Source organism: Aliiglaciecola lipolytica (assembly GCF_018860635.1).
In the GTDB taxonomy this organism is placed as follows: domain Bacteria; phylum Pseudomonadota; class Gammaproteobacteria; order Enterobacterales; family Alteromonadaceae; genus Aliiglaciecola; species Aliiglaciecola lipolytica_A.
Genome location: NZ_JAHKPT010000025.1, coordinates 288,772 through 313,801, shown reverse-complemented (window position 1 = coordinate 313,801; position 25,030 = coordinate 288,772). Strand labels below are relative to the sequence as shown.

Annotated in this window: 20 protein-coding genes; 8 read left to right on the top strand and 12 right to left on the bottom strand. The window is 40.2% G+C overall.

Annotation, left to right across the window (positions count from 1 at the left end; translation table 11 throughout):
- Positions 1-6: 6 nt before the first annotated feature.
- Genes ptsP through KO530_RS13830 form a run of 6 tightly spaced genes read left to right on the top strand, consistent with a single transcriptional unit; the run spans position 7 to position 6,785 of the window.
- Complete coding sequence (gene ptsP / locus KO530_RS13855) at positions 7-2,295, top strand: phosphoenolpyruvate--protein phosphotransferase (RefSeq protein WP_216049031.1); 2,289 nt, start codon at positions 7-9, stop codon at positions 2,293-2,295.
- Positions 2,296-3,096 carry a sulfite exporter TauE/SafE family protein gene (locus KO530_RS13850; RefSeq protein WP_216049030.1) on the top strand — a complete coding sequence of 267 codons (801 nt, stop codon included), beginning with the start codon at positions 2,296-2,298 and terminating at the stop codon, positions 3,094-3,096.
- 8 nt (positions 3,097-3,104) lie between these two features.
- Positions 3,105-3,935, top strand: a complete 831-nt coding sequence (gene lgt / locus KO530_RS13845) for a prolipoprotein diacylglyceryl transferase (RefSeq protein WP_216049029.1) — start codon at positions 3,105-3,107, stop codon at positions 3,933-3,935.
- Positions 3,936-4,769: a thymidylate synthase gene (locus KO530_RS13840; protein WP_216049028.1), complete on the top strand. Its 834-nt coding sequence runs from the start codon at positions 3,936-3,938 to the stop codon at positions 4,767-4,769.
- A 12-nt stretch (positions 4,770-4,781) separates the two neighbouring features.
- Positions 4,782-5,825: a response regulator gene (locus tag KO530_RS13835; RefSeq protein WP_216049027.1), complete on the top strand. Its 1,044-nt coding sequence runs from the start codon at positions 4,782-4,784 to the stop codon at positions 5,823-5,825.
- A 6-nt stretch (positions 5,826-5,831) separates the two neighbouring features.
- Positions 5,832-6,785, top strand: a complete 954-nt coding sequence (locus KO530_RS13830) for a sensor domain-containing diguanylate cyclase (protein ID WP_216049026.1) — start codon at positions 5,832-5,834, stop codon at positions 6,783-6,785.
- Positions 6,786-6,852: 67 nt separating this feature from the next.
- Here the strand turns inward: KO530_RS13830 and KO530_RS13825 are convergent, their stop codons facing one another.
- The 5 genes from KO530_RS13825 to rapA all read right to left on the bottom strand — a co-directional run bounded on the left by KO530_RS13825 (position 6,853) and on the right by rapA (position 13,292).
- The gene (locus tag KO530_RS13825) at positions 6,853-8,208 is read right to left on the bottom strand and encodes an AmpG family muropeptide MFS transporter (RefSeq protein ID WP_216049025.1); all 1,356 of its coding nucleotides are present in this window, start codon (positions 8,206-8,208) and stop codon (positions 6,853-6,855) included.
- 99 nt (positions 8,209-8,307) lie between these two features.
- Positions 8,308-8,631, bottom strand: coding sequence for a hypothetical protein (locus KO530_RS13820; RefSeq protein WP_216049024.1), 324 nt, complete (start codon positions 8,629-8,631; stop codon positions 8,308-8,310).
- Positions 8,632-8,803: 172 nt separating this feature from the next.
- On the bottom strand, positions 8,804-9,694 hold the full coding sequence (locus KO530_RS13815) for a DUF3530 family protein (protein WP_354667878.1): 891 nt from the start codon (positions 9,692-9,694) through the stop codon (positions 8,804-8,806).
- Between the two features lie 23 nt (positions 9,695-9,717).
- A complete protein-coding gene (locus KO530_RS13810; protein WP_216049023.1) occupies positions 9,718-10,416 on the bottom strand; it encodes an RluA family pseudouridine synthase in 699 nt (232 codons plus the stop codon).
- A 35-nt stretch (positions 10,417-10,451) separates the two neighbouring features.
- Complete coding sequence (gene rapA, locus KO530_RS13805) at positions 10,452-13,292, bottom strand: RNA polymerase-associated protein RapA (protein ID WP_216049022.1); 2,841 nt, start codon at positions 13,290-13,292, stop codon at positions 10,452-10,454.
- Between the two features lie 396 nt (positions 13,293-13,688).
- Here rapA and KO530_RS13800 point away from each other — a divergent pair, with 396 nt between their 5' ends.
- On the top strand, positions 13,689-15,053 hold the full coding sequence (locus tag KO530_RS13800) for a PhoH family protein (protein WP_252729259.1): 1,365 nt from the start codon (positions 13,689-13,691) through the stop codon (positions 15,051-15,053).
- Positions 15,053-16,438, top strand: coding sequence for a PhoH family protein (locus KO530_RS13795; RefSeq protein ID WP_216049021.1), 1,386 nt, complete (start codon positions 15,053-15,055; stop codon positions 16,436-16,438). The genes KO530_RS13800 and KO530_RS13795 overlap by 1 nt, the downstream gene beginning before the upstream one ends.
- Positions 16,439-16,708: 270 nt before the next feature.
- Here KO530_RS13795 and KO530_RS13790 read toward each other — a convergent pair whose 3' ends face one another.
- From KO530_RS13790 to KO530_RS13760, 7 genes are all read right to left on the bottom strand, one after another.
- The gene (locus tag KO530_RS13790; protein WP_252729258.1) at positions 16,709-16,936 is read right to left on the bottom strand and encodes a helix-turn-helix domain-containing protein; all 228 of its coding nucleotides are present in this window, start codon (positions 16,934-16,936) and stop codon (positions 16,709-16,711) included.
- Positions 16,937-17,456: 520 nt separating this feature from the next.
- Entirely contained in the window at positions 17,457-18,404 is a 948-nt protein-coding gene (locus tag KO530_RS13785) for an S-4TM family putative pore-forming effector (RefSeq protein ID WP_216049019.1), read from the bottom strand.
- The gene (locus tag KO530_RS13780; RefSeq protein ID WP_216049018.1) at positions 18,404-19,396 is read right to left on the bottom strand and encodes a nucleotidyltransferase; all 993 of its coding nucleotides are present in this window, start codon (positions 19,394-19,396) and stop codon (positions 18,404-18,406) included. The genes KO530_RS13785 and KO530_RS13780 overlap by 1 nt, the downstream gene beginning before the upstream one ends.
- An 18-nt stretch (positions 19,397-19,414) precedes the next feature.
- Positions 19,415-19,978, bottom strand: a complete 564-nt coding sequence (locus tag KO530_RS13775) for a condensin complex protein MksE (protein ID WP_216049017.1) — start codon at positions 19,976-19,978, stop codon at positions 19,415-19,417.
- Complete coding sequence (locus KO530_RS13770) at positions 19,971-21,341, bottom strand: hypothetical protein (protein ID WP_216049016.1); 1,371 nt, start codon at positions 21,339-21,341, stop codon at positions 19,971-19,973. The genes KO530_RS13775 and KO530_RS13770 overlap by 8 nt, the downstream gene beginning before the upstream one ends.
- A complete protein-coding gene (locus KO530_RS13765) occupies positions 21,331-24,204 on the bottom strand; it encodes a hypothetical protein (RefSeq protein ID WP_216049015.1) in 2,874 nt (957 codons plus the stop codon). The genes KO530_RS13770 and KO530_RS13765 overlap by 11 nt, the downstream gene beginning before the upstream one ends.
- Positions 24,197-25,006 (bottom strand): hypothetical protein, encoded by an 810-nt coding sequence (locus KO530_RS13760; RefSeq protein WP_216049014.1) that lies wholly within the window; start codon positions 25,004-25,006, stop codon positions 24,197-24,199. The genes KO530_RS13765 and KO530_RS13760 overlap by 8 nt, the downstream gene beginning before the upstream one ends.
- Positions 25,007-25,030 lie beyond the last annotated feature (24 nt).

Below are 25,030 nucleotides of genomic sequence, written 5' to 3'. Positions count from 1 at the left end.
AGGCCCATGATAACTAGCTTAAAACGGATAGTTCAGGAAGTCAGTAAAATCCCCGTACTGGAGGAGGCGCTGAAGCACCTGACTAGCAGCATTAAAGAAGCTATTGGCGTGGACTCTTGCTCGGTTTACCTTGCTAACTACGAAAAACAACATTTTATGCTGATGGCAACTGATGGTCTCGATTCTGCGGCTGTCGGTAAAGTGGCAATTGGCTTTTCCGAGGGCTTGATTGGTTTAATCGGTCAACGTGAAGAGCCGTTAAATATTCTTGATGCTCAGTCGCACCCGCGCTTCAAACACTATCCCGAAGTCAAAGAAGAAAAATATCACGCGTTTCTTGGAACTCCCATAATACATCAACGAAAAGTCTTGGGTGTTCTTACGTTACAACAGAAAAAGAAACGCCGTTTCAGTGAAGATGAAGAAGCCTTTTTAGTTACCCTTTCTACGCAAATTGCGTTAGAAATCGTGCATGCAGAAACCCGTGGTTTTCTGTCTTTTATGGACGACAATAATCGAGATAAATGGCAACGAAAAATATCCGGTGTGCCTGGCTCTGCCGGCTTGGGAATGGGGATTGGTTTTGTACCTCACTTTAAAGTCAGTCTGTCCAGTCATGTTGCCAAACGATCAGACAACAAAGAGCTAGAAATCGCTCGCTATCGTGAGGCGGTGAATGTTACACGTAGCCAAGTCGAGGAGCTATCTTCACGGATTGAGGGACAAGTCCCCAGTGATGTTCAGGCTATTTTCCAAATTTACAGTCACCTTTTAGACGCCAATAGTCTTGGTCATGAGGTAGAAGCACGGATTAAAGACGGCTGGGATGCTGCCAGTTCACTAAAATATATCATTGAAAATTACATTCAACAGTTTCGCAACATGAGCGATCCTTACATGCAAGAGCGAGCTGTTGATATTGAAGATCTTTCCAACCGTATATTGGCTAATATATTGGGAGGTGACAGCCCAGATCAGCGACCACTGGATGTCAATCAAAATGCGATTTTGGTTGCTGATGAAGTTACCGCGCCTATGCTTGCTGAATTTTCTACAATGAAGTTATGCGGCATTATATCTGTGCGAGGTTCTAGCAACTCTCACGCCGCTATTTTGGCTCGAGCAATGGGTTTACCTGCGGTGATGGGGTTATCTGATGCGCCACTTTCTTTACTCGATGGTAAAAAATTGTTGGTCGACGGTTACTCTGGTGAAGTCATCGTTTCGCCCTCAGAAAGTGTTCGACAAGAATTCAATATATTGGTTAACGAAGAGCAAGAACTCTCTGACCGTATTCTGGAGAAAGCTCATCTTCCCTGTGTTACTGAGGATAACTACCCTGTATCTCTGTTTATCAACGCTGGTCTTTCGGCGGAGATGGAGAACACCAATTTCACTTATGGTGAAGGAGTTGGCCTGTATCGCACCGAAGTGCCTTTTATGTTGCGAGAGCGTTTTCCGTCTGAACAAGAGCAGATGACCTTATACCGGGAAATGCTCGAATCTGCTCCAGATAAACCCATTACTATGCGTACCTTGGATGTTGGGGGAGATAAGCCTCTGCCCTATTTCCCGATCAGTGAAGAAAATCCATTTTTGGGCTGGCGTGGAGTTAGACTGACCCTTGATCATCCGGAAATTTTTCTGGTTCAGATACGCGCTATGCTGCGCGCAAATATTGGCTTGGGTAACCTGCAAATCATGTTACCAATGGTCACGTCCGTTTCAGAAGTTAACGAATCTAAACGCTTAATCAAGCAAGCTTACCATGAAGTATCAGAAGAAATTTTAGACACTGGTACTGTATTAGAGATGCCTAAAATTGGGGTGATGCTGGAAGTCCCTGCAGTTATTTATCAAATTCCACAATTGGCTAAAAAAGTCGATTTTTTCTCAGTTGGTAGCAATGATTTGACTCAGTATCTACTTGCTGTAGATCGCAATAACGCCCGTGTTTCAGGATTATACGACAGTTACCATCCAGCAGTACTGGCAGCGCTGTTGAGCATAGTAGAGCAGGCCAATGAGCATAATGTGCCTATTACTGTTTGCGGCGAATTAGCCGGCGAACCAGGTGGTATTATTTTATTGTTAGCCATGGGCTACAATAAATTCAGTATGAATAGTCACAACTTGTTGAAGATTAAATGGGTTGTTAGAAGCGTCACCGTAAAACAATCTAAAATATTATTACAAAGTGTTCTTGCTTGCGACGACCCTTTGGAAGTACGTGAACAGATTAATCAATATCTTGAGTCAATCGGGTTAGGCGGTTTAGTTCGAGCAGGTATTTAATTGTTTGAGATACCTACACTTTTTGCCGTTTATTTAGCGCTTGGTGCGGTTGTTGGTTTTCTAGCCGGTTTACTAGGAATCGGCGGCGGGCTGATTATTGTACCTGTATTGATGTATGTATTTGAACGACAGTTGGGCTTGCCCTTGTTACATGCATTGCCGATGGCCATAGCGACTTCCTTATCGACCATCATTCTAACGGGGTTATCCTCCACTCTATCCCATTTTAGGTTGCGTCATATCAACTCAAACATTGTCATCTGGTGTGCACTTGGTATCATTCTCGGCGCTTTGGCTGGTCCTCAGATAGCGGTGCGAATACCAGCCGAAAGTCTAAAACTAATCTTTGCTTTTATGGTCCTATTTATTGCCTTGCAAATGATTTTTTTAAAGCCGAAAAGTGTCAAAAGCGCAATTTCAAAGCCGATGTTAATCACTATTGGTTGTGTGACTGGGATTATTTCCGCGTTTATGGGCATTGGCGGCGGAGCAATCATGGTTCCTGCTTTGGTTTGGTTTCGAATTGATATTAAACAAGCCATTGGTTGTGCAGCTTTTTGTGGAATGGTCATTGCGATATTTGGTTCTTTTAGTTTTGTCTTGGCTGGTTGGGAAGTGCAAGATCTACCATCAGCTTCATTTGGTTATATTTATTTACCTGCGGTATTGGGCATTGTTATGACATCAATATTTACCGCTCAATTGGGGGCTAAAATTAGCCACCGTTTAAATACACAACGTTTAAAACAAATATTTGCGGCATTCTTGGTCATAGTTAGCCTGCAAATGTTTTTAGGATAATTGAAATTATGTCGCAAAGTTATTACACCCTCCCTGAAATTGATCCTGCTATTTTTAATTTGGGTTTCCTGAGTCCCAAGTGGTATGGAATGATGTATTTGGTCGGTTTTGTTGCAGCTTGGTGGTTAGCTAATCGTCGCCTTGCTCGCACAGGCTGGAGCAAAGAACAGCTTAGCGATATGTTATTTTGGGGATTTTTAGGGGTTATTATTGGTGGTCGCGTTGGCTACGTGATGTTTTATCAGTTTGCTTTGTTTATTGATAACCCTCTGTATCTGTTTAAAATTAATGAAGGTGGGATGTCGTTTCATGGCGGACTACTTGGCGTTTTAACGGCATTATGGCTCAGTGCTCGACGCTTAAAAGTGCCATTTTTAGTGGTGGGGGATTTTATCGCTCCGCTAGTCCCCATCGGCCTGGGCGCTGGGCGCATAGGCAATTTCATTAATTCTGAACTTTGGGGACGCACGACAGACGTGCCTTGGGCTATCATTTTTCCGAATGCGGGCAGTGAACCTCGTCACCCTTCGCAACTTTATGAATTTGCGCTTGAAGGGGTTTTGTTGTTTATTATTTTGTGGTTATATTCTAAAAAGCCGCGCCCAATCGGTGCTGTTAGTGGCATATTCTTATTAGGTTACGGTTGTTTCAGATTCTTTGTGGAGTTTTTCCGTCAATGGGATGGCCATTTAGACTTATATTTAGGTTTCCTCAGCCGTGGTCAAATGTTGTCATTGCCGATGATAATTGCCGGCGTATTAATGATTGTTTGGGCTTACAAACAAAACAAAATATACCAACCTCAAAGTACTAATCAAAAGAAAGGTAAGAAAGTTTAAATGCAGCAATATTTATCATTAATGCGCCATGTTTTAGAAAATGGCAGCAAAAAAGAAGATCGTACCGGTACTGGCACATTAAGTATCTTCGGCCATCAAATGCGCTTTAATCTGGCCGAAGGTTTTCCATTAATCACCACAAAAAAATGTCATATGCGCTCGATAATCCACGAATTATTGTGGTTTATAAAAGGTGAAACCAATATCGCCTATCTAAAGGATAACGGTGTTAGCATCTGGGATGAATGGGCCACGGATGAAGGTGAGCTTGGCCCAGTATATGGGAAACAATGGCGCAGTTGGCAAGGCACAGATGGCAAAGTAGTTGATCAACTTAGCGACCTGCTTGAACAAATAAAAAATAATCCTGATTCTCGTCGGTTATTGTTAAGTGCTTGGAACCCCACGGTATTGCCAGATAGCAAATTATCTCCTAAAGAGAACGCCAAACAAGGTAAACAGGCGCTTCCGCCATGCCATACTATGTTTCAGTTTTACGTCATTGATAACAAGTTGTCCTGTCAGCTTTATCAACGCAGCGGTGATATTTTTCTGGGCGTTCCTTTTAATATTGCTAGTTATGCTTTATTAACCATGATGGTTGCACAGGTGTGCGATTTAGAATTAGGTGATTTCATCCATACTTTTGGCGATGCTCACCTTTATACTAATCATCTGCAACAAGCTGAATTACAGTTAAGTAGAGAGCCTTTGCCATTGCCGAAAATGAAGCTGAATCCAAACATCAAAAGTTTGTTCGATTTTACGATTGATGATTTCGAATTAATCGACTATCAATGTTATCCACATATCAAAGCACCGGTCGCCATCTAATGAGTTTTTTGCGTGTCTACTAAAATACTCATTTGTGACGACTCTGGTTTCGCTCGCAAGCAAATGGCGCGCGCTTTACCGCGCGGTTGGGATGTCAGTATCAGTTTTGCCGAAAACGGCGAGCAAGCGATTAAGATGATCAAAGCGGGTAAAGCTGATTTGGTCTTCTTAGATCTAAATATGCCGGTTATGGACGGTTATCAGACCATGCAGGTGATTAAAGAGCAGGACTTACCCTCTTTAGTGATTGTGGTGTCAGGTGATGTTCAACAACAAGCGCGCTCTCGAATGCAACAAATGGGAGCGTTGGATTTCATTAGAAAGCCGGTAGATAGTCAAAAGCTGGCAGCGATTTTAACCCAATACGGTATTTATTCAGGAAGTGATTTACGCCCAGATACTACCAGTAACCACGGCACCACCCCAAGTGCTCCAACACGCCTATTGAAAACACAGCAATTTTCTGTAGCGGAAAAACTGGACGTTTATCGTGAAATGGCCAATGTTGCTATGGGACAAGCCGGTGAAAAGTTAGCACAGTTGCTGAATATATTTATCGATTTACCCATACCCAATGTCAATTTGATTGAAACCACAGAATTGCACATGGCAATGGCTGAAATTAACAATAATGACAGTGTGTCGGCCATTTCTCAGGGGTTCATTAGTGCCGGCATCAATGGCGAAGCTATACTGATTTTTAATGATGGTAATTTTGCAAATATGGTGAATTTGCTAAATTACAAGAAAGCTAAGCTTGATGAATCCATGGAATTAGAAGCATTGATGGATGTCGCCAATATTGTGGTAAGTGCATGTTTGAGGGCTTTATCAGACCAGTTGAATGTGACTTTTACCCATAATCATCCCATAGTGTTAGGACAACATTGTGGTTTGGATGAGCTGTTACAAAATAATGTGTCTAGATGGAATAGGGTGCTTGCTATAGAAATTGCATATGCCATTAAAGCTAAATCTATTCACTTTGATTTACTCTTACTGTTTCCAGATAAATCAATCGACCTAATGTTTGAAAAACTGGTAGAAGGTAACTAATAACTAATGAGTGATGACTTCTCTGACATAAATGCACTACATTGGCAGTTTGATTTGCTTGGCTCAATTGAAGTGGGAATCACCGTACTTGACCGTGACTTTAATGTGCTGGTGTGGAATCAGTTCATGGAAAATAACAGCGGTATTTTACCTAGTCAAATCAAGTACAAAAACCTTTTTGAATTTTTTCCTGAAATAGATAAAGAATGGTTCTTAGTCAAAACAGAGCCGGTACTGAGGCTCAAGAGTTCAGCATTTATTATTTGGGAACAACGACCATTCTTGTTTAAATTTGAAACCAGTCGCCCAATTACCTCTGCTTCAGACTTCATGTATCAAAATGTCACCATATTTCCACTGACCTCGTTAGAAGGAAGGGTAGAGCAGATTTGTATCGTTGTTTACGATGTTACTGATGAAGCATTAAACAAAAAAGGCATCGAATCTCTTAATCAGCAATTAGAACAGATTAGCCGTGTTGACGGATTGACAGGCGTATTTAATCGGCGCTATTGGGAAGAACAGTTTTCACTGGAGCACAAGCGGATTGTACGTAATGGCTCCCCGGCATCAGTACTGATGTTAGACATCGATCACTTTAAAAAAGTCAACGATACCTATGGTCACCCGGCAGGTGATTATATTATAAAAACCTTGGCTAAGGTTGTGCAACAATCCATCCGAGAAACTGATCTTGCTGGGCGTTATGGAGGAGAGGAGTTTGCGGTGCTACTACCAGAAACCAATGCCGAAAATTCTATGATTGTTGCCGAGCGGATCCGCACTAGTTGCGAAAACTTATTGCCGGTTTACGAGGGCAATGAAATTCCCTTTAGTGTGAGTATTGGCATCGCTGAATTCCGAGTTACTTATCAAGATCATATGGCTTGGTTAGAAAAAGCCGACCAAGCTTTATACACATCTAAAAAAGAGGGACGGAATCGGGTTAGTAAATATTAACCAACTGACAGCGTTCCTAGTTTGATAAGATTTAAGATGTTGGTTCTGCCAATGTGGCGAATTGACATCAGCGCAGGTCACGTTTTTCCAACGCATATATATGATCCTTTATCATCCATAATATGACCAAGCTTGGCAGAACCATTACTGCTGTTAGTATGAAAAAGAAAGCCCAATTTCCATCCATCCAATCAACTAAGAAGCCACTGGCAGATGCCATTAGGGTTCGACTTAAGGTGCCCAAAGAAGCCATAAGCGCATATTGAGAAGCAGAAAACGCTTGGTTACAAAGAAGGGAAATAAATGCAACCAGTGCCACTGAACTCCAAGCTGCAGTAAAGCCGTCTACAAAAATAGTGGCTGCAAATAAGGCTTTATCGGGCCCGACAACTGACATAAGTGCAAACATCAGGTTACTTGCTGCCATGGCTATTCCACCGGTCATTAACCCTCTATAGATACCATATCGAACATTGACCATTCCGCCTAAAACAGCAAAAACAATTGTTACCCACCAATTAAGTATTTTGGAATAACTGCCAATGTCGCTATTGGTAAAGCCCAGTTCTTTATAAAAAACAATACTCATGCGACCTAAAAAAGCTTCGCCGATTTTGAATAAAAAGATAAAGGCTAAAATAGACAGCGCTAGTTTTACGGTATTGCGGCTGAAAAAATCTCGAAAAGGTTCAATTAAAGTCACCATTAACCAATTTGTCACCCGTTGAGAGCGATTTAACTGCAGATCGCCGACCATGGCTTTGGCATATCGTGCACTCGCAGCGACTTGCTGTTCTAAGCGGCTAGTGACAGGCTCATCACTAAAGAAAACCAACAGCATTAATCCAGCCATGATTGCCGCTAAAACAAAATAGATATCCGACCATTGCCAACCTGCCATATCGGCAATGAAAAAGGGAATTGAGCCTAAGCCCCCATAGCCTGTCCACCAACCCGCGGTCGCCATAGAGGATGCGGCGGCGAGCTTGTCTTTTTCATAGGGTTTAATAATATCGATTCGATAAGCATCAATGGCAATGTCTTGGGTTGCAGAAAATATCGCAATTGAAAATCCCACTAAACCAATCACTAACAGGTTTTCCTCTGCCGGAACCACAGCCATACCGACGCAGGCAATGATAATCATTAATTGTGTTGTCACAATCCAGCCTCGGCGTTGACCAAGTACCGGTGGTTGGACTCTATCCAGTAACGGAGACCATAGGAAGTTGATTGAATAAGCAATTGTTATTGAACCAATTAAACCTATAGACGAGCGGCTAAGACCGCTTTCTTGCAGCCAAGCCGATAGCGCAGAACCGATCATCACCCAAGGGAAACCGCTGGCGATACCGAATAAAAAGACAAAAAGAAGACGCTTATCTTTATAACAAAGAAGTGTATTTTTTAATGTTTCAGACACAAATTTTCAATAGCTTAGGAAAAGAGCTATTGGATCACGTATAACTTAACAGTTCAATATCTAATTCAATTTTGCAGCACAAAGAGCGGTTGTTGAGGGTTACGGTCGGATACCGATGCAATCTAAGGGGTATTGCCCTTCACCTTCTAAATAGTTTAAGCAGGTTTCAAGTTCTGAACGAAGATATTGATCATGTAACAATTTTTGTTCTGGCCAATAATTTAGCTGATGTAGCAAGTGCCAGAAAACACGCTCTTTTTGCGAGTAGGGTTCATCCACTCTTTTTTTAACATGCGCCCACTCTTCAAGAGTGTCCCAAAAATATAGGTCTAACTCTATGTAGGGGATTTTGTAAGACCAATATCCCCGAACAAAAAAAGCTAGTTGACCAGCTTTATTATTTATAAAGTTTTCAATATTCACGGCTATTTTGAGTGACTCCGTTTGGTAGAATACTATGAAGTATAGACCGCAAACTTAACGAATGTTCCCTAGGATTGGAATAAAATTTTCATCCAATTGATATATTGAGAAATTAACTACGCAAAAAAAACGGCTAAGGGTAAATTTATGGGCAAGGTGGAGCTTGGCTTTTTTACCAACCCATATGGGTCAACCAACCATAAATTTCTTTGCCTAAGCGGGCAAACTGTTGATTGTCCATAGTTTGACCTATTAACTCTCTTTGCCGATACATCATTTTCAACGATTTTATCGATTGTATTTTCCGTTGACTCACTGTCGCTTTTGCCCAAGAAGTATCCCACGCTGAATAAACATCAAGGTAAGGCATTTGCGTTTCAGCTACCCATTTAGGGAGTTGTTGATTGTAACTACGGTCTGGCCATTGTGGACTAATTGACACCATGCCGTCAGGTTGATCTAATTTATTTTCAGCATATATTTTGGTTAGCCATGCGGCACTTGTTCCTTGCGCAATGACTAGGAAAAAACCATTATATTGACGTGTTTTACCTGTAACTGCCTGCATCTGTTGAATAATCTGCTGTTCATGTAGTTCAAATGCGGGCTGTTCAATTTGACTTGTTGCCGCTTTTGTTAAGGTCTCTTGAACGGCGACAGAAGTGGGCGTATCTGGAGTTTGGCTGCTAGTGTCAGCGGCTTGATTATTAGTTGTGGTCTCATCAAGGGCGGGCCAAAAACCACTGATTGGCGCAGGCATTATCATCGTCACCCAGCCAACATTATTGAGCGACGTAGACAGTTGAGATAATCCATGTTCACTAAATGGGTTTCTGCCTGACTCACTGATCAAAACAGCGACGCCACGGGTTATCGCCGTATTTGATTCCGATATAACAAGTGGAATTTGTTTTTCACCTACCAAAAGGACTTCATATTGATCGTCAAATTGACTGTGTTGAATGTCATTAAGAGCCGCTTCAGGTGATTGCATACCATGCGCAGCAAAGCCGATCATTGATATGATCAGGCCGAGTATTTTGCCTAACGATGACTTACCCACAATTGCTCACAATTCATTTAACGCTAATTATTATCTATATCGGTAGCAACGCTTTGAGACTTGAATGAAAACGGCACTGGGCATTCAAATGCCATGGGCTCATCCGTTAATGGATGGTTTAATTTGAGTGATTTCGCGTGTAGTTGCAAACGATTCGCTGCTTGCAGGGCTTGCTCATGGGCGTAAAGTCGATCACCTAATATTGGATGACCGATACTTAGCATATGTACTCTTAGTTGATGAGAGCGTCCAGTTATCGGTGTTAGTTCAACTAGCGATTCGTCTTTATCACAGGCTAATCGTTTCCAATGGGTCAATGCTTTTTTGCCACGTTCGTGATCAACCATTTGTTTTGGTCGATTAGGCCAGTCACAAATCAGTGGTAAATCAATGCTACCTTGTTCTTCACTTAATTTACCAAATACCCTGGCAATATAAGATTTAGCCGTTTGCCGTAACTCAAATGCTTTGGAGATTTTACGGTGGCTATCCATATCCAATGCTAAGACGATAAGTCCCGACGTTGCCATGTCCAAGCGATGCACAATAGTCGCTGTTGGAAAAGACCGCTGGACTCTGAGCTGCAAACTATCTTTATGTTCAAGTGCTTTTCCAGGCACCGTTAATAATCCACTGGGCTTATTTAGCACCAGCATGCTCTCATCTTGATAAACGATATCGAAATAGGGATATCGGCTTGGGGCATAATTCAAAATTGCCATTTACGCTGTTTTTCCAGTGTGTTTATTGTTCTTCATTAATGATTATTAACCACTAACCTTACCGCTTCTAAATGCACTTCCGCGCTCCCTAAAGCATTATTTAAAGCGTCCAATTGATTGCGAATAAAATCTAATTCTTCTTCTCGAATAGATTTATTCACTTTGCTTAAACTTTGCAAACGCTGGAGTTCTTCGTGCAAGTTACTTTGCATACTGTCTATGCATTGCTGTTTAATCTTGTCGGCATCTACCCTTGCAATGTCGGTAGCTTGTTGGATTGCTCTTTCAATTTGTGATTGCAGAGCATTCACCAACTGAGCTGACATCTTCGGATTCACACTATCAAGCATATGAAATACTTTATCGGTTTGCTGACCTTTCGGATCTACCGTTATCTTAATCGGAGTGGCGGGCATATAACGATTAACTTGCAAGTGCTTTTCTGCTTTGGTTGAGAGCACAAACAAACATTCTAACCAGTAGTATCCTGGTGGAAGTGATTTATCCCTATTCATACCAATCACGCTTTTACCCTGTACATCGGTAGTAATAGTATCCATTGCATGCTGCACCATTGGATGGTCCCAACTGAAAAAATGAACGTGTTCTAGCTTCGTCGCTGTTTGTCGTTCATAAGTGATAGTCATACCCTCTTCTTCTAATCCTGGAAGTTGTGTATGCATCGACTCCGTTTGTTTTAATAAATAACAGTCGTCATCTTTTTCTTCTTGCAATACTCCAATGGTATCAAACAACTGGGTCATGAAACGTTCAAGTTTGGGCGAGTTATCGGAGTCTTCAATACCTTGGATAAGCTGTTGAATTTTCCCTTTACCGGATGAATTAATCTCTAATAATTTGTCTCTGCCTTGCTCTAATTTACTTTTCAATTGGGCATAAATGGTTTGCGTGTCTTCGATGAGTTTGCGCTTAGCTAACTCATCATGGGGATTTTGCAAAGAAGTGAGTAGCATCTCTTCTACTTCTTCGTAAACGCTGGTGCCTGCAGGACAGGTTAATTCAAAGGCGTTGAGTCCATCATGATACCACTCGAGCATGACCTGCTGGGCCGAGTTAACAAAAAACGGCACATGCAATTTAACATCGTGTTTTTGTCCAATGCGATCCAGTCTGCCTATGCGTTGTTCTAACAAATCAGGAACTTGAGGCAAATCAAATAACACCAAATGATGAGCGAATTGGAAATTTCGACCTTCACTGCCAATCTCACTACAAATAAGTACCTGAGCGCCTTCTTCCGATTGAGCAAAGTAATTGGCTGTGCGATCTCGCTCTACAATACTTAACCCTTCATGGAAAACTCCGGCTCTGATCCCTGATTTTCGGCGAATTGCTTCGGCTAACATTAAGGCGGTTGACGCTTTAGCACAAATTGTTAGCACTTTTTCACCGCGCAGTTGCTGTAGATGGTCGATAAACCAATCTATTCTGGGATCAAAATCAGTCCAACTGTCGACTAATTCTGGAATGCGTTCTGGCGAGAGCAAGCGGCTTGAATCAAGTTCTACTTCAAGATGTTGTTCATACTCTTCAGGCATCTGCAGCGGGTAAGAAAGCAACTCTCGGGCTGGAAAACCTGTTACTCCAGAACGACTGTTTCGGAAAAGCACTCGCCCTGTACCGTGCCTATCTAATAGTTGATGAATTAACTTATCTCTGCTTGCTGCATCGGCAAGTTCAAGATTCGATACGAGATCTTCACCTGCAAATTCTTGGATTGCCTGAATCGCGCTTTCGTCCAAGGCTATTTCTTGATTGTCTTTGGCCAGTAAGGGTTCAATGGCTTTAGCAAGTTTGCTGTATTGTTGTTCTTCATGCACAAATTCTTGGTAACTATGGAATCGCGCGGGATCTAATATGCGTAATCGGGCAAAATGACTTTCATGACCTAACTGGTCTGGGGTGGCAGTTAATAATAGAACGCCTTTAGTCACTTGTGCCAGTTGTTCAATCACTTCATATTCTTGAGATGGTTGTCCTTCGGACCAAGTTAAATGATGGGCTTCATCCACTACCATTAGGTCCCAAGGTGCTTCACATGCTTGTTGGAAATAACGACTGTTGTGGGTAAGGAAGTCGAGACTACAAAGAATTAACTGTTCCGCTTCAAACGGGTTACCCGCCTCTTCGGCCATGGCCTGGCAGCGCTCTTCGTCAAAGATGGAAAAAGCCAAGTTAACCCGTCTTAACATCTCCACTAACCATTGGTGAACCAAGCTATTTGGCACCACAATCAATATTCTTTGGGCTCGTCCAGTTAATAATTGTTGATGAATAATCAGCGCCGCTTCAATGGTTTTCCCTAAACCTACTTCGTCTGCTAATAACACTCGTGGGGCATGTCGGCGACCAACTTCGGAGGCAATGTGTAATTGATGGGGAATAATGTCGACTCGAGCCCCCAAAAAACCTAACAAATCAGAGCTGTCATGCTGATATTGGTGAGTAATGCATTTTTCTCGCATTTCGAACCATTTGGGCTCATCCACCTGACCGGCTAAAAGTCGTTTTTGCGGTTGATTCAATTGAAAATGGTGGTCTACAAAAGTTTCTTTTAGATCCACATCTTCGCCAGTGTCTAAACGCTTGCCATGGTAGGTAAGCATATTGTCTCGTTGGCTGATATTTTCTACTATGAATTGCCAATTAGCATGACTAGTTACTTTATCACCAACCTCAAAGGTTACTCTGGTTAAAGGCGCAGAAGCTGGGGCATATGTGCGCGTTTCGCCTATCGCAGGGAAGAGTATTTCAACGGTTCGATTGTTTACGGCAATGATAGTGCCTAGGCCAAGTTCTGACTCAGTATTGCTAAGCCAACGTTGCCCTAAAGCAAAGTTGTTTGTTTGTGTCATAGTAGAAAATCTCTTGGGCTGTAAAGGCTAAATCTTAGCTTGCCTTTGAGCCAATTAAGGGCTTTCGCCAAATCATAAAGAGCGCGATTATAACGTTTATAACGGACTTTTGCAGTGTGTTATCTGTCAGCCTTTAGCAAATTGGTTAACAACTCAGTAAGGGGGAGTAAAAACCCCAGGGTAGGAACGCCTAAGGTGCTCATTAGCCTGTTGAAATTGTCGGTTGAATATCCGCAGTATCTTGTCAACACATTGATGTATAAGATTTTTTTTATAGATTAAAAAGTCTTTTGTAAAAGTTAATGAAAGTGGTGAAAAAGTGGTTTATGGTAAGGATGAATTTAGTCAAAACCATGCGCCTATTTTTTCTATGCGGGCAGTTAATCGGAGTAGCGGATGCCAGAAAAAGCTGAAATGAATACCAAACTTTATGTGCTCGACACCAATATCCTCTTACATGAACCTCTCGCTTTTCTCTCTTTCAAAGAACATGACGTTGTCGTACCTATGACGGTTCTAGAAGAACTGGATTACATTAAAGATAGTAAAAAAGATGTTGCGCGGGATGCTAGAGTCTCTATTCGCGCAATGGAAGATCTGCTGCACGAGGCAACACCTGAACAAATGATTGAAGGGGTTGCTATGTCAGGGCTGGGATCAGGAGAGTCAGCGCCTACAGGTCTATTATCTATCTTTGCTGATCATGGTTTACCTTTTGAGCAGCAGGTTTTTACCAGTAACGATAACGACAATCGAATAATCAATGCAGCCTTGCATCTGCAAAAGATTAAACTGCCTAGACAAGTAGTCTTGGTGACTAAAGATATCAACATGCGTTTAAAAGCCAAGGGCGCTGGATTAGCCCATGTTGAAGACTATCGAACTGACCAATTAATTAGTGATATCAAGTATTTATCGAAAGGTTATCACACCTTCAATGGCGATTTTTGGCAATGCGTGAAAACCGTTGATAGCCGAACCGAAGGTCGAGATACTATTCATACTATCGATAAAAAAGCGTTGCCTGAAGCCTATATCAACGAGTTTTTGATTGATGATGAAGAGCAATTCGCTGGCTTAGTGGAAAACATAACCGACGATACACTCGAGGTACTCGACTTAGGCTACGATCGTCTTATGGGACGCAATGCGTGGGGAATAACACCTAAAAATATTGGTCAGGCTATGGCCTTTCATGCCTTGCTCGATCCACATATCGATTTGGTTATACTCACCGGACCTGCGGGCAGTGGTAAAACATTGTTAGCACTGGCGGCGGCGTTGGAAATGGTCATTGAGAAAAACATGTATGATAAAATCATTGTGACTCGAAGCACCCCAGAAATTGCTGAATCCATCGGCTTTTTGCCCGGAACGGAAGAGGAAAAGATGGCGCCTTGGTTAGCGGCTATTACCGACTCTTTGGAAGTTTTGCACAAAAACGATGAGAACGTAAAAGGCTCGATGAGTTACATCATGGAAAAAGCCAATATACAATTCAAATCGGTAAACTTTATGCGTGGTCGTAGTATCCAAAATGCGATTGTGATTTTACAACCCCGAAATGAAAATAATTTAAAATTTTTACTGTCTTGTTTTTTAAGGCTTATAGACAATGTAAAAAGAATTTATCTAAATTCTAATTTATTTGTGCTTTCAAGTTCACCGCAAAACCTTAAACCTTTACTTTTAAGACGTGCTCTACATCGAAAGTATACTACAAAGTCTAGCAACGACTCAATTTTAGGGGAAGCAGCATAATGAAAAATTCAAATGAAAACAGAAATCCCCGCATACTAGATACCTCTGCTTTAGTTCATGATCCTAAAAGCCTTCTTGCTTATAAAGATGATATTTATATCTGTTTAACTGTTCTAGAAGAGTTAGACAATTTAAAAGAGCGCACTGATAAAAATGTAAGCCAAGATGCTCGTGCAGTAATCAGAATGCTTGAGGACATCATTAATGGCCATACATCTGAAGAGATGGAGAAAGGAATTGAGCTACCGTCAACAGAGTCAGCAAAGCGCGGCAGATTATTTATTGGGATAGACACTCAAATAGATTTTGCCAAAGAATTAAAACATGCAATTGGGAGTGATGCAGACAATCGTATTATTAATTACGCTCTGCATATGCAGAAGGAGCTTAAGCAAAATGTCACGATTGTTAGTCGTGATATTAATATGCGACTCAAAGCTAGGACGATTGGCGTTGACGCGGAAGATGTTTTAGTTGATAACCAGATTTCTGATGTTGATTTGTTGTACACAGGTGTCCAATCATTTGATGGTGATTTATTTGACCGTCTAAAATCTGATAACGATTTTAAACTTTCTGGAGAAGTTTATAAATTTCCAGCAAGTTTCTTTTATGAAGAGGTACAGGCAAATATGTATTGGTACGATGATGCTGGACATATTGGACTTGTAACTGAAGTAGCTGAAGGCAGTGTTTACACTAAATTATTGCCGAGACAGCAAGAGAAAATTTGGGGTATTTCACCTAAAAACCCTCGGCAATCTGTAGCTATTAGCCAGTTAACAGACCCATTTTACGATTTAAATATCATCCTTGGTCCAGCAGGATCGGGAAAAACATTTTTGGCGGTGGCTTCGGCGCTCCACCAAGTTTTGGAGTTGAAACAGTATAAAAAGATAGTCGTTGTGCGCTCTAGAGACTTTATGGACGATGATCCCGGCTTTTTGCCGGGGGATTTAACTGAAAAGTCATTACCACTTTTAGCTGGTGTTACAGATGCATTAATTTCAATGCATGCAGATGATAGTGATGATGAAAAAAGTACTCGTGCGACTGTTGAACACATCATTGAGCGAGCTAATATAGAGTTCACTAGCATGGCCTATTTTCGAGGTCGTTCTATAGATGATGCTGTATTAATCATTGATGAAGCTCAGAACATGACTAGGGCGCAGATGAAAGGGATGCTAAGCCGTGGTGGTAAAAATTGCCGAACGATTGTTCTAGGAAACCTTGCACAAATTGATGATCGATTTGTTACTCCAGCTTCATCTGGAGCCAGTGCTGCTGTAAATATTTTTCGAAATTATGAAAAAGGAAGTGTATTAATTTTTGATGAAGTTGAGCGTAGCTCGTTGGCAGATTTCACTGAGAAGAACTTTTAAAGTTATTTTCTATTATTTAACTTATACAGAAAAAAGGCCATTACCTTAATTGGTTTGGCCTTATGAGTGTCTCAGTAATTAATAATTAACAACTTACACGTCTTTATCACCATATAAACTGTACACATCATAATTGTAATATATGCCAATTCATCATAGGTTCAATACGCTATTGAACGAATTATGAAACCTTTCTACTCAATGATTCATATGGGATCTGAGGTACTGATTATGTATATTTCAATTTAGATATTAAGAAAACAGTAAAAGTCACTCCAGCAATTTCAACCCTTTACGATAATCAACATTAAGTGCTTTACAGTACTGCATATACTCATCAACACTCAGTTTACGCTGTCCTTTTTCTATTTTGCTCACAATCTGGAATGGCTCATCAATTAATAACCCAACATCGCGAACTGTTGCTCCTTGCTCTAAACGCTGACTTTTGAGCCATTTGAGTAATGCCTGATACTTTGGTGTGTTTTTAGATTTCATCATGTTGTCCCTATTATAGGGATGTGATAGGGTGTCCCGAAATTAGGGACTGTGTGAAAATTACGACATAATGATTAATAGACAAAGTATTTTATTATTTAAACGTCAAGTGAATGAAGGTTCTCTTTTTATTGACGAATTTAGTGATGCTTTTATGCTTTAAAAGCATACAAATGAGTTGGATAGTGAATTTTATGTGATTCCGCCGGAACTGACAGGTTATTTCAGTCCTGAAACAATCGAAGACAAAGAGTACTATTCATTTTGTAATGGACAATTAACATTGAATGGCTCGAAGGTAATTCGATGTGAACCAGTTCCCGCGAAACTTAAAAAAGTTAGTAGTTGTAAGTACTTTAATGTTGAAAAGTATGGAGATGATCTATTAAGCACGATGATTTTCATCAATTTTCATTGCGGTAGAAATAGATTTGGTAGTGTTCCTTATTTACATTATTTAATTCAAATAGTTATGCATCTAGTCGAAAAAGCTAATATTAAAAAAGAAATGTATAGGGCGTCAACTACTTTGACCGGTTCGTTCGATATCGGTAATCATCTGTTCAATGCTGTATTCTGCATCACCTTCAAAGTCATCTTTACGTCTCCAATAGAAGCGATCAGAAATAGGACGGTTCGTTTTCCTATGCTGATAAATCTCATTTTGAACTTCACGAAGTCTTTCAATTGTGAGTGCTTGATTAGCTGCATCCGCCCACGCCGATTCCAACAGTTCTTTCAATCTCGTCAAGGTAGAAATTGACTTCCTGTTATCTGAAATTAGTTTCACTGAATAACTAAGGATAGGTAGCAATGGACAAATTACGGTTAATAGCAGCGTTCTAAGCGAGAAATCTTGGTTAAGAGCAATGATCATAATAAAAACACACCAGCAAAGTAGAGAAATAAAAACACGCTGATTAACGGTCTCTCGTAAGGACTTATCCCAGTACAGATTCATTCGTTGACACAACAGCGCCCCTTTGTTGTGACTTATATTGGCGACCTTCGGGTTATACCAGTTGCTCAGATGTTCCCTTTTGTTGCTCTTAACTTTGTAAAAAGCCTTTTGAAGGTTGTAAATCACTTCGCCATCTGGCTTGGGTCCAGCTAAGGTTTTATTCCAAGACAATCCAAGAACGTTTGTATCAAAAAGTTCTTGGATTTTCGCCGCAAGTTCTTTCCCAGTCTCAATGAAGTTGTTAAATAAAAATAAGTCCGCGAGCGCAATCACAATACAGTAAAAAGAAACGTAAATAGTTACATCTAATTGGGGGATACCTAGAAAACCTACAATTAACTGATTTTTCAACGCTAAAGCGAGTAATGCCAATACAATTGGCACCCATACAGACATCAACATCTGTATAAAACTTAACTGCTTAACATCAGAATACTTCTGCCTGAAAGCCGCAATCATATTGATGGAGCTTTCATGGTTTTGCCTGGAATTTATCTCGTTGTTCATTAACTATACTCCGGGAATTCAGCACCAAAAATTTGCCGCAATTTGTTGATACTGCCCTTTTGATCTCCATTTGATTCTAAATGCCTAGCTTCCAATGCTAGATTTGCATCAGTTATCGCTTTATTAGAGATTTTTGAGCGCTCTTCCCTTGTTAGTTTGTCATTCAAGTTAGTTTGAATTCCCTTAGGATCGGAGACGTTTGAATAAATATGATTTGCAATGTATTCAAACACTCCAGCAAGTTCCAAATCTTGAAATTGCGAACAAGCTCCATTGCTCTCAAAATGATTGAGTACCATACACTCCAGAAGATATGACCCCATAGATGGCATAGTTGGGCGACGTTGCCAATACTTTACAAGTCTCAATACATTCAGCATATTGCCTGAACATGTAGTGTTAATTGTGCTAACTCTGTCGCGGTCTTTCCGTGGATCGGTTTTTTTCCAGTGGCCACTCCCGTCAGGAATAATGTAATAGGTTTGTCCATACGCATCTTCCGTAGTGAAAAAACAGGGAACAATGTCAAAAGCCCAATCATATGATTTCAAATTAAGGACGGCAGCCTCTTGGTTTCGTTTGATAGTTGCTGATTTGTATTGGTCTATTTCAGACAATTTTCTGACGAACTCATTCACAACTCGAATTGAGTTCAATGTATTCGAAGAAGCATGCTTATAATATTTATAGGCATCACAATCATCTGGGACATTGATTGTTATTTTCCCTGAAGCATCTTCAAAATACGAGCACCCTTCCCCCATCAATGCAATCATAATATCTATGTCGTCTAACGGCCTAATTTTGGTCCGCCTTGCAAAAGAACCAAAATGAATATGTTTAGCTTTGTATAAAGGAAAAAAATCAGTAAAGGTGTTTATCTTCCCCACCAACCAATTTCGACTATTACGTGCATTTTTAGTTCTTTCGGCATCAAGATTGACCGTTTCTTTTTGAAATGCATTGAATGCTGTGGTGACTGTTGTTGACAATTTTAGTCCTTAATAGTTTTAAATATGTAATTCTGGCTCAAGATATACACGAACAACTTCTTCATAAAAAACTCGCCCCGCGTCGGATAAAATAAACCGTTCATTACCGGGTAACTCAAGTAATAAGTTGCGGTTAATCAGCACGTTCTTGAATTCCGTGAACAAATCACTTTTGAGCCTTGCTTTCTCGATAAGCTCTTGAATATCATCGATCTCTTGGAGTGCCAGAATGTCTGTTTTGGTTATTCCGCCATTTTGCTCAGTCAACTTGCTAAATCGGTAGTTTTGCTCATTAATGTACTTACCTAGCATAAGTAATAGAAGTGCGGCTTTCATCGTAACGTCAGTTTTAACATCTTCCGCTAATTCAGCGCCCTTTCTCAAGTAAACAAAGTCTTTATTACGAACCAATTCTTGTCCCGACATTTCATACTGTGTTGCATATGTAGAAAGGTTATTCATTATTTCTTCAAAGAGCGGATTTGAAATACACTGGCCACTGTTGTTAAGCATCCGGTTATTTATGATCTTTCCAGCCGTTAGTGTTTGGTAGATTTCTACGCTCAAGTCAGTGTTATACATCCAGTTCACCTTGTGCTAATTCAATTTTTAAATATTCCAAGTAATATTGCTCATCCTGCTGCCTCCGTCGCTCTCGACTAAAGACCAAATGCTCTAATGGTGCATACGGCATCACCTCTTCAATACCAAACAAAACGTCTCCTAACCAAAAACTATCCAAGTTTTGGCTTAGCAACTCAAATACGAACTTATGTACGTCGGGGATTGAGATTGGAAGTCCGGCCTCAGCTATTAATCTAGCAATCTCTATCTGTCTTTCCTCTTCGATTCGGACCTCTTCTGGTAAAGGTTTGATCTGTTGTTTTTTAGGTTTACTTTCCACACTTTGGAGCATATTCAAATATTCTTTGAATCGAAGTGTTGTTTTACCTTCATCCCAGTTAAATTTTGGTGCTTGGTTTGTACGTAGGTCTCTCAACCCATCTATAGTTGACAGCGTTAAGAATATTGGTGCATTTGGTGTTAAATACTTATTTTTCTGTTTTCCGTGGCGTAATGGCACAACATTATCCATTAAGGCATTGAATGCATTGTCAATTGCAATGTATCTATCGCGATCCTGAGCCAAATAAGTTGAGTATTGCTTAAGTTTACGGACGAGTAGCCCTATGTCTTTATAATAACTGCTAATTGCCGTAAAACGGTATTGAAGACGGTTTGACTCATGCAGTTTTGCAGGTACATCTGCGAGATGCTTTATTAACTGCTCAATAGACTGAGTTAAAGTTCTTTTTCCTTTCATTTCCATATTTGGGTCAATAAATTCATAACACGGCAATACATATTTGCTGTAAAGATCTGTTACACGGTCATATAATTCAAAAACCGAGGCTTCACTATCCCCTGCGTTGAATTCCTTGTATTGCTGCGAGACGCGCTTTACTTGTGCATCCAGTGCCGATACATTTTCTTTTATCTTCGAATGTATTTCGCTAAGTAATCGATAGAAGCTCCCATACAGTTCTCTTGTATCATCATCTTCCAGATAGGCGCACTCCAATAACCTATCTACAAAGTCAGACACACGCTGGCGCAAATCTTCTAGATCATGCCTGTTCAATTCCCTCGCACGTTTTACATCTATAAACCGGAGCATATTGATGATTACATCCGCAACAGAAATGGTCCCAGTATTCTTATCATGATGAATGAATACTCCGTTCTTTAGTAAGGCCGCCAAACTTAACTGCGCATGAACATTTTGATCATCATCTTCACAAATGTAATGACTATACAAATCTAGAAAAAGTTTTTCTGGTATCTCTGGCACCCCACCTTCCTTGTCAATAAAATCCAATATTTTTAGAAAACTATTTTGATGCTTGAGGATAGAACTGAGGATCACATCACGATTAAGCCTCATTGGATTGACTCCCAAAACTTTCAATATACTCTGGTAGGATGTGCATGTGGCATTTTGGGACACGTGGCTTTTTGATTTTGGCTCTATCAATCATTATCCAACGACCAACGTTTTTGCTAACAAAGCCTGAAAATGTTGGTGTGGCACAAAAGATTGAAAAGCCGTGCTCACTGATTTGCTGAATAGTAGCTTTTGTATTTTTGAAATCTAACGTACCCACTTCATCCACAATAATCGGCATCTTGAGCGATACATAGTCTGGAGTGATTTTCTTAAGTAACACCGATAGCACGAAGGCTGTTATTGTACTAGTCGTTCCTCCTGACTGGCTTTTAGTAAAACGCTCACCAGTTTCTTCTAGGGTATATTCATAATGCACTGCATGAATAATGTCATGCATCTTAAGTTTTCGTGTCCGCTTATCGAAGTAACTATCTGCAAACTGGGTCAGCGCCTGATAAAACTCAGGCTCCAACAATGTCTCATCTGAAATATCTTGCTTATCGAGAGTAGATAGTAAAGATTCAAATCGTACATTGATTTCTGGCCGTAAGTTGATCTCAGAGAGGTTTGAAACAAGTTTACTATTGAGTTCATCATTAATTTCTTTGATGAAATTTGAAAGAAACTGTTTCGATGTTTTCAGTTCTTTTATCTGATTGCTAACAAATTGATTGTGAGTACAAATGCTTGTATTCAACTGTATTAAATCATACTGTAACGTGGCGTACTCGCCTGCGTAACTGTCAACAGCTTTAGATATTGCGGTAACTGAATCGAATTGTTTGTGGGGATCAACACCTTCGATCTGAACCTGTCCTGATAAAAGATGTAATTCTCTAATAACACTGGTTTTCAAAGAAGACAGATCGGTGCTCAATTTGTATAGCTTTTCAAACCACGAATCATTTAGTACTACTTCGTCAGAGATCTCTTCAAACAGAAAGTCAATATCGGCATGCCTCTGGATGGTATTAAAAACACTCTCATACCTTTTAAGTCTGGCTGACTCATCTTTCAAGGTATCAAGTTTATTTTGACACTGATTAGCAGTTGCAGTGTGTTCTTGAAGTTTATTACGCCCTTTTTCAAACGAGATATTCGCCTTAATATACATATCTCTTTTATCTTTAAGTTTTTTGGATGTATCGTCTTCGGCTCTTATGAGTTCACTTAAAGCACGAATATTGTCACGCTGAATTTCAACTTTTTGTAAAGTTTGTTCGGTGTTCGTTATTAGCGATTCAATATCATTATTTTTTAAAGCTCTGCCTTGTTCGGTGATATTTTGCTCCACAATCTCAAGTTGCTGTTCAACTCTAACTAACTCAAGAGTGGCCTCTTCAACCATTCTTTCAGGATTTATCTCTTTAAAATTGACACCTTTGATCGGCTTATCGAGGAAAGTAAGTAATCCTGCATGATCAGAGTCAAATAATGAAGTAAAGTTGACTACCGCATCGCGATGACTCTCAGTCAGAGGTACTATTGTTTTGGCAATATTTTGATTCAATGAGTACAAAATACTCGCACTTGTAGAATTGTTTAACTGACTCGCAACCGTTCTCGATTGATCTTCTATTATGTTTTGTAGTTCTTTTTTTGAACCTAAAAGTTGCTTTTTCTTTGTTAGCTCTTTCTGGAGTTGTCTTTTAACGCCATCCTCCTTGCGAAGTTCTCTTAATAAGCTATCCACGCAGCGATATTCATGGTCCAGATGTTCAAGAGTATTTTCGACTGAAGAAAAGCCTAAAGAAGTATATAGATTTTTCACCTCAGCTACTCGCTTAGACTGAAGCGTTAATTGTTCCTCCAAGTACTCCACTTGGCTTTTAGCTTTAATGGAAGCCTCGTTAGCTTTTTCGACTTCTTCTCTGGTAGTAAATTGTTGTTTACTCGCTTCATCAGTAAGATTCTGCATACTGACGTATCTTTCATCAAAGCTTTCTTTTGCTTCATTTAACAGGTGTCGCAACGATTTATGGATAAGTGTGTAATGTTTGTAACTGTTTGTCAGTTGTTCAAAATTAGATGACACTCTGTTGAAAATTGGCTCAGCATTTTTCAAAGTTTGAAGTTGCGCTTGTTTTGCAAACAGTTCTTCGTAGTCTGTTGCTAAGTCAAGGAGATCTGCGCTCAGTCGCTCTTCATCTCTGCCCCGGCCCATCTCAAGAAGCGTGGCAATGGCTTTAGGTAAGGTATCTGTCTCCGAGCTTTTAATGTCAAACGCTAGTTGATAAATATTCCTGAAAGCTTCAATTGAGTCCAAACGAGCATCTTTCATAGGTAGAATGCAAAAGCGGCGTTGCTTTTTAGTACCACGCATACCTTCAAACATTAAGGAGCGTATTTCTGCCGCGTCCGATGTTTGCAGACCGTCGTTTTCGATAACAAACTGCTTAACTGTTTTGACACTCAGGTCGTCATTGAAATCATCTTTATCCACATCCCAAAAAAGATGGCGCATTTCATCGAATGATAAGGGGACGAAAAGTCGGCTGTAGGTGTAATTGTTGGTTTTGTATAACAACATACAAAACGACCCCTCAGGGTTCTGAACTTCGAGAATAATGAACGAGGTTAAATCAGGAAAGTAAAAATCATAGGAGTCTTCTTGTGAAAAGGTCCCTCTATTACCAACAAATTTAAACTTCTTTTCACAGCGGCTAAAATTAACTTCTGGATACAGTAGCAATTTGGTGCCAGCGAGACTCGCAGTTTTTCCAACATTGTTCCCACCAAACATTGCAAGGTGCCTATCCAGTAATATCTCCGAATACCCATGATTTGCTGAGTTAACATAAACTAGACGTTTAAGTATGTAATCCTCTGCCAATAATCCTTTAGTAACAAAATTATTCATCAAGGTAGCTCTCCTGCTCCAATTCTCTTTCGGTTTTATAAATCAGTTGTGCAATATGAGTTAGCTCTGGGTGTTTTCGTCCCAGTGTGATGGCTTTCTCAATTGATACTGTTTTTGCTGGTACCCTTACCATTTTCAATCTATCTTTTATGTCACTTGGTACGAGAAAAACTACGTTTGAATTAGGTAAAAGAGTGAGGAGGTTACTAGCTATCTGAAGCCCCCCAGCGTCTACATCCAACAACAGGAAAATCGACTTGAATTTACAAAGAAATGATATGTGTAAAGCGTTAGTAATTGCGTTACCTTCGGTGAAAACTGTTAATGTTTTTTGTAAATCTACATCCCCGATATCGCAGTATGTTTTTATAAAAGATAAGGTTTTATCAATGCTGATGAAATTTTGTCTGTTTTCAATTAATAAGGCGTAATCATGCCATTCTCGTTTGGGTAAGTAATTTCCATCAGTATCAAACATTACTACCTGAGGATGTATTATCCCTTCTCTGACGAGAAGCATTGAGCCATTTACACTGTATGCGTGGCTGTTGTTTTGTTTAGCTGCTGAATTACGATCCTTATATATCTCTCCAATGATATTATCAAATTGAACTCTGAGCCAAGGCGCTATATGCGTAACTTTATAGGTATTCGTCCCAACCCTTCTCACTTCAAAGTCTCGATTAGTTGCGTCAAGATTTAACTCAGGAGAATTCAATAAATTGAGGAATTGGGCGTAATCAATTGCCCTTCCTTCATCAATCTTCTTTAAGTACTTTACAATTTGCTTGCCGTAATTCATTTTACATTCCACAAAGATTTGTGT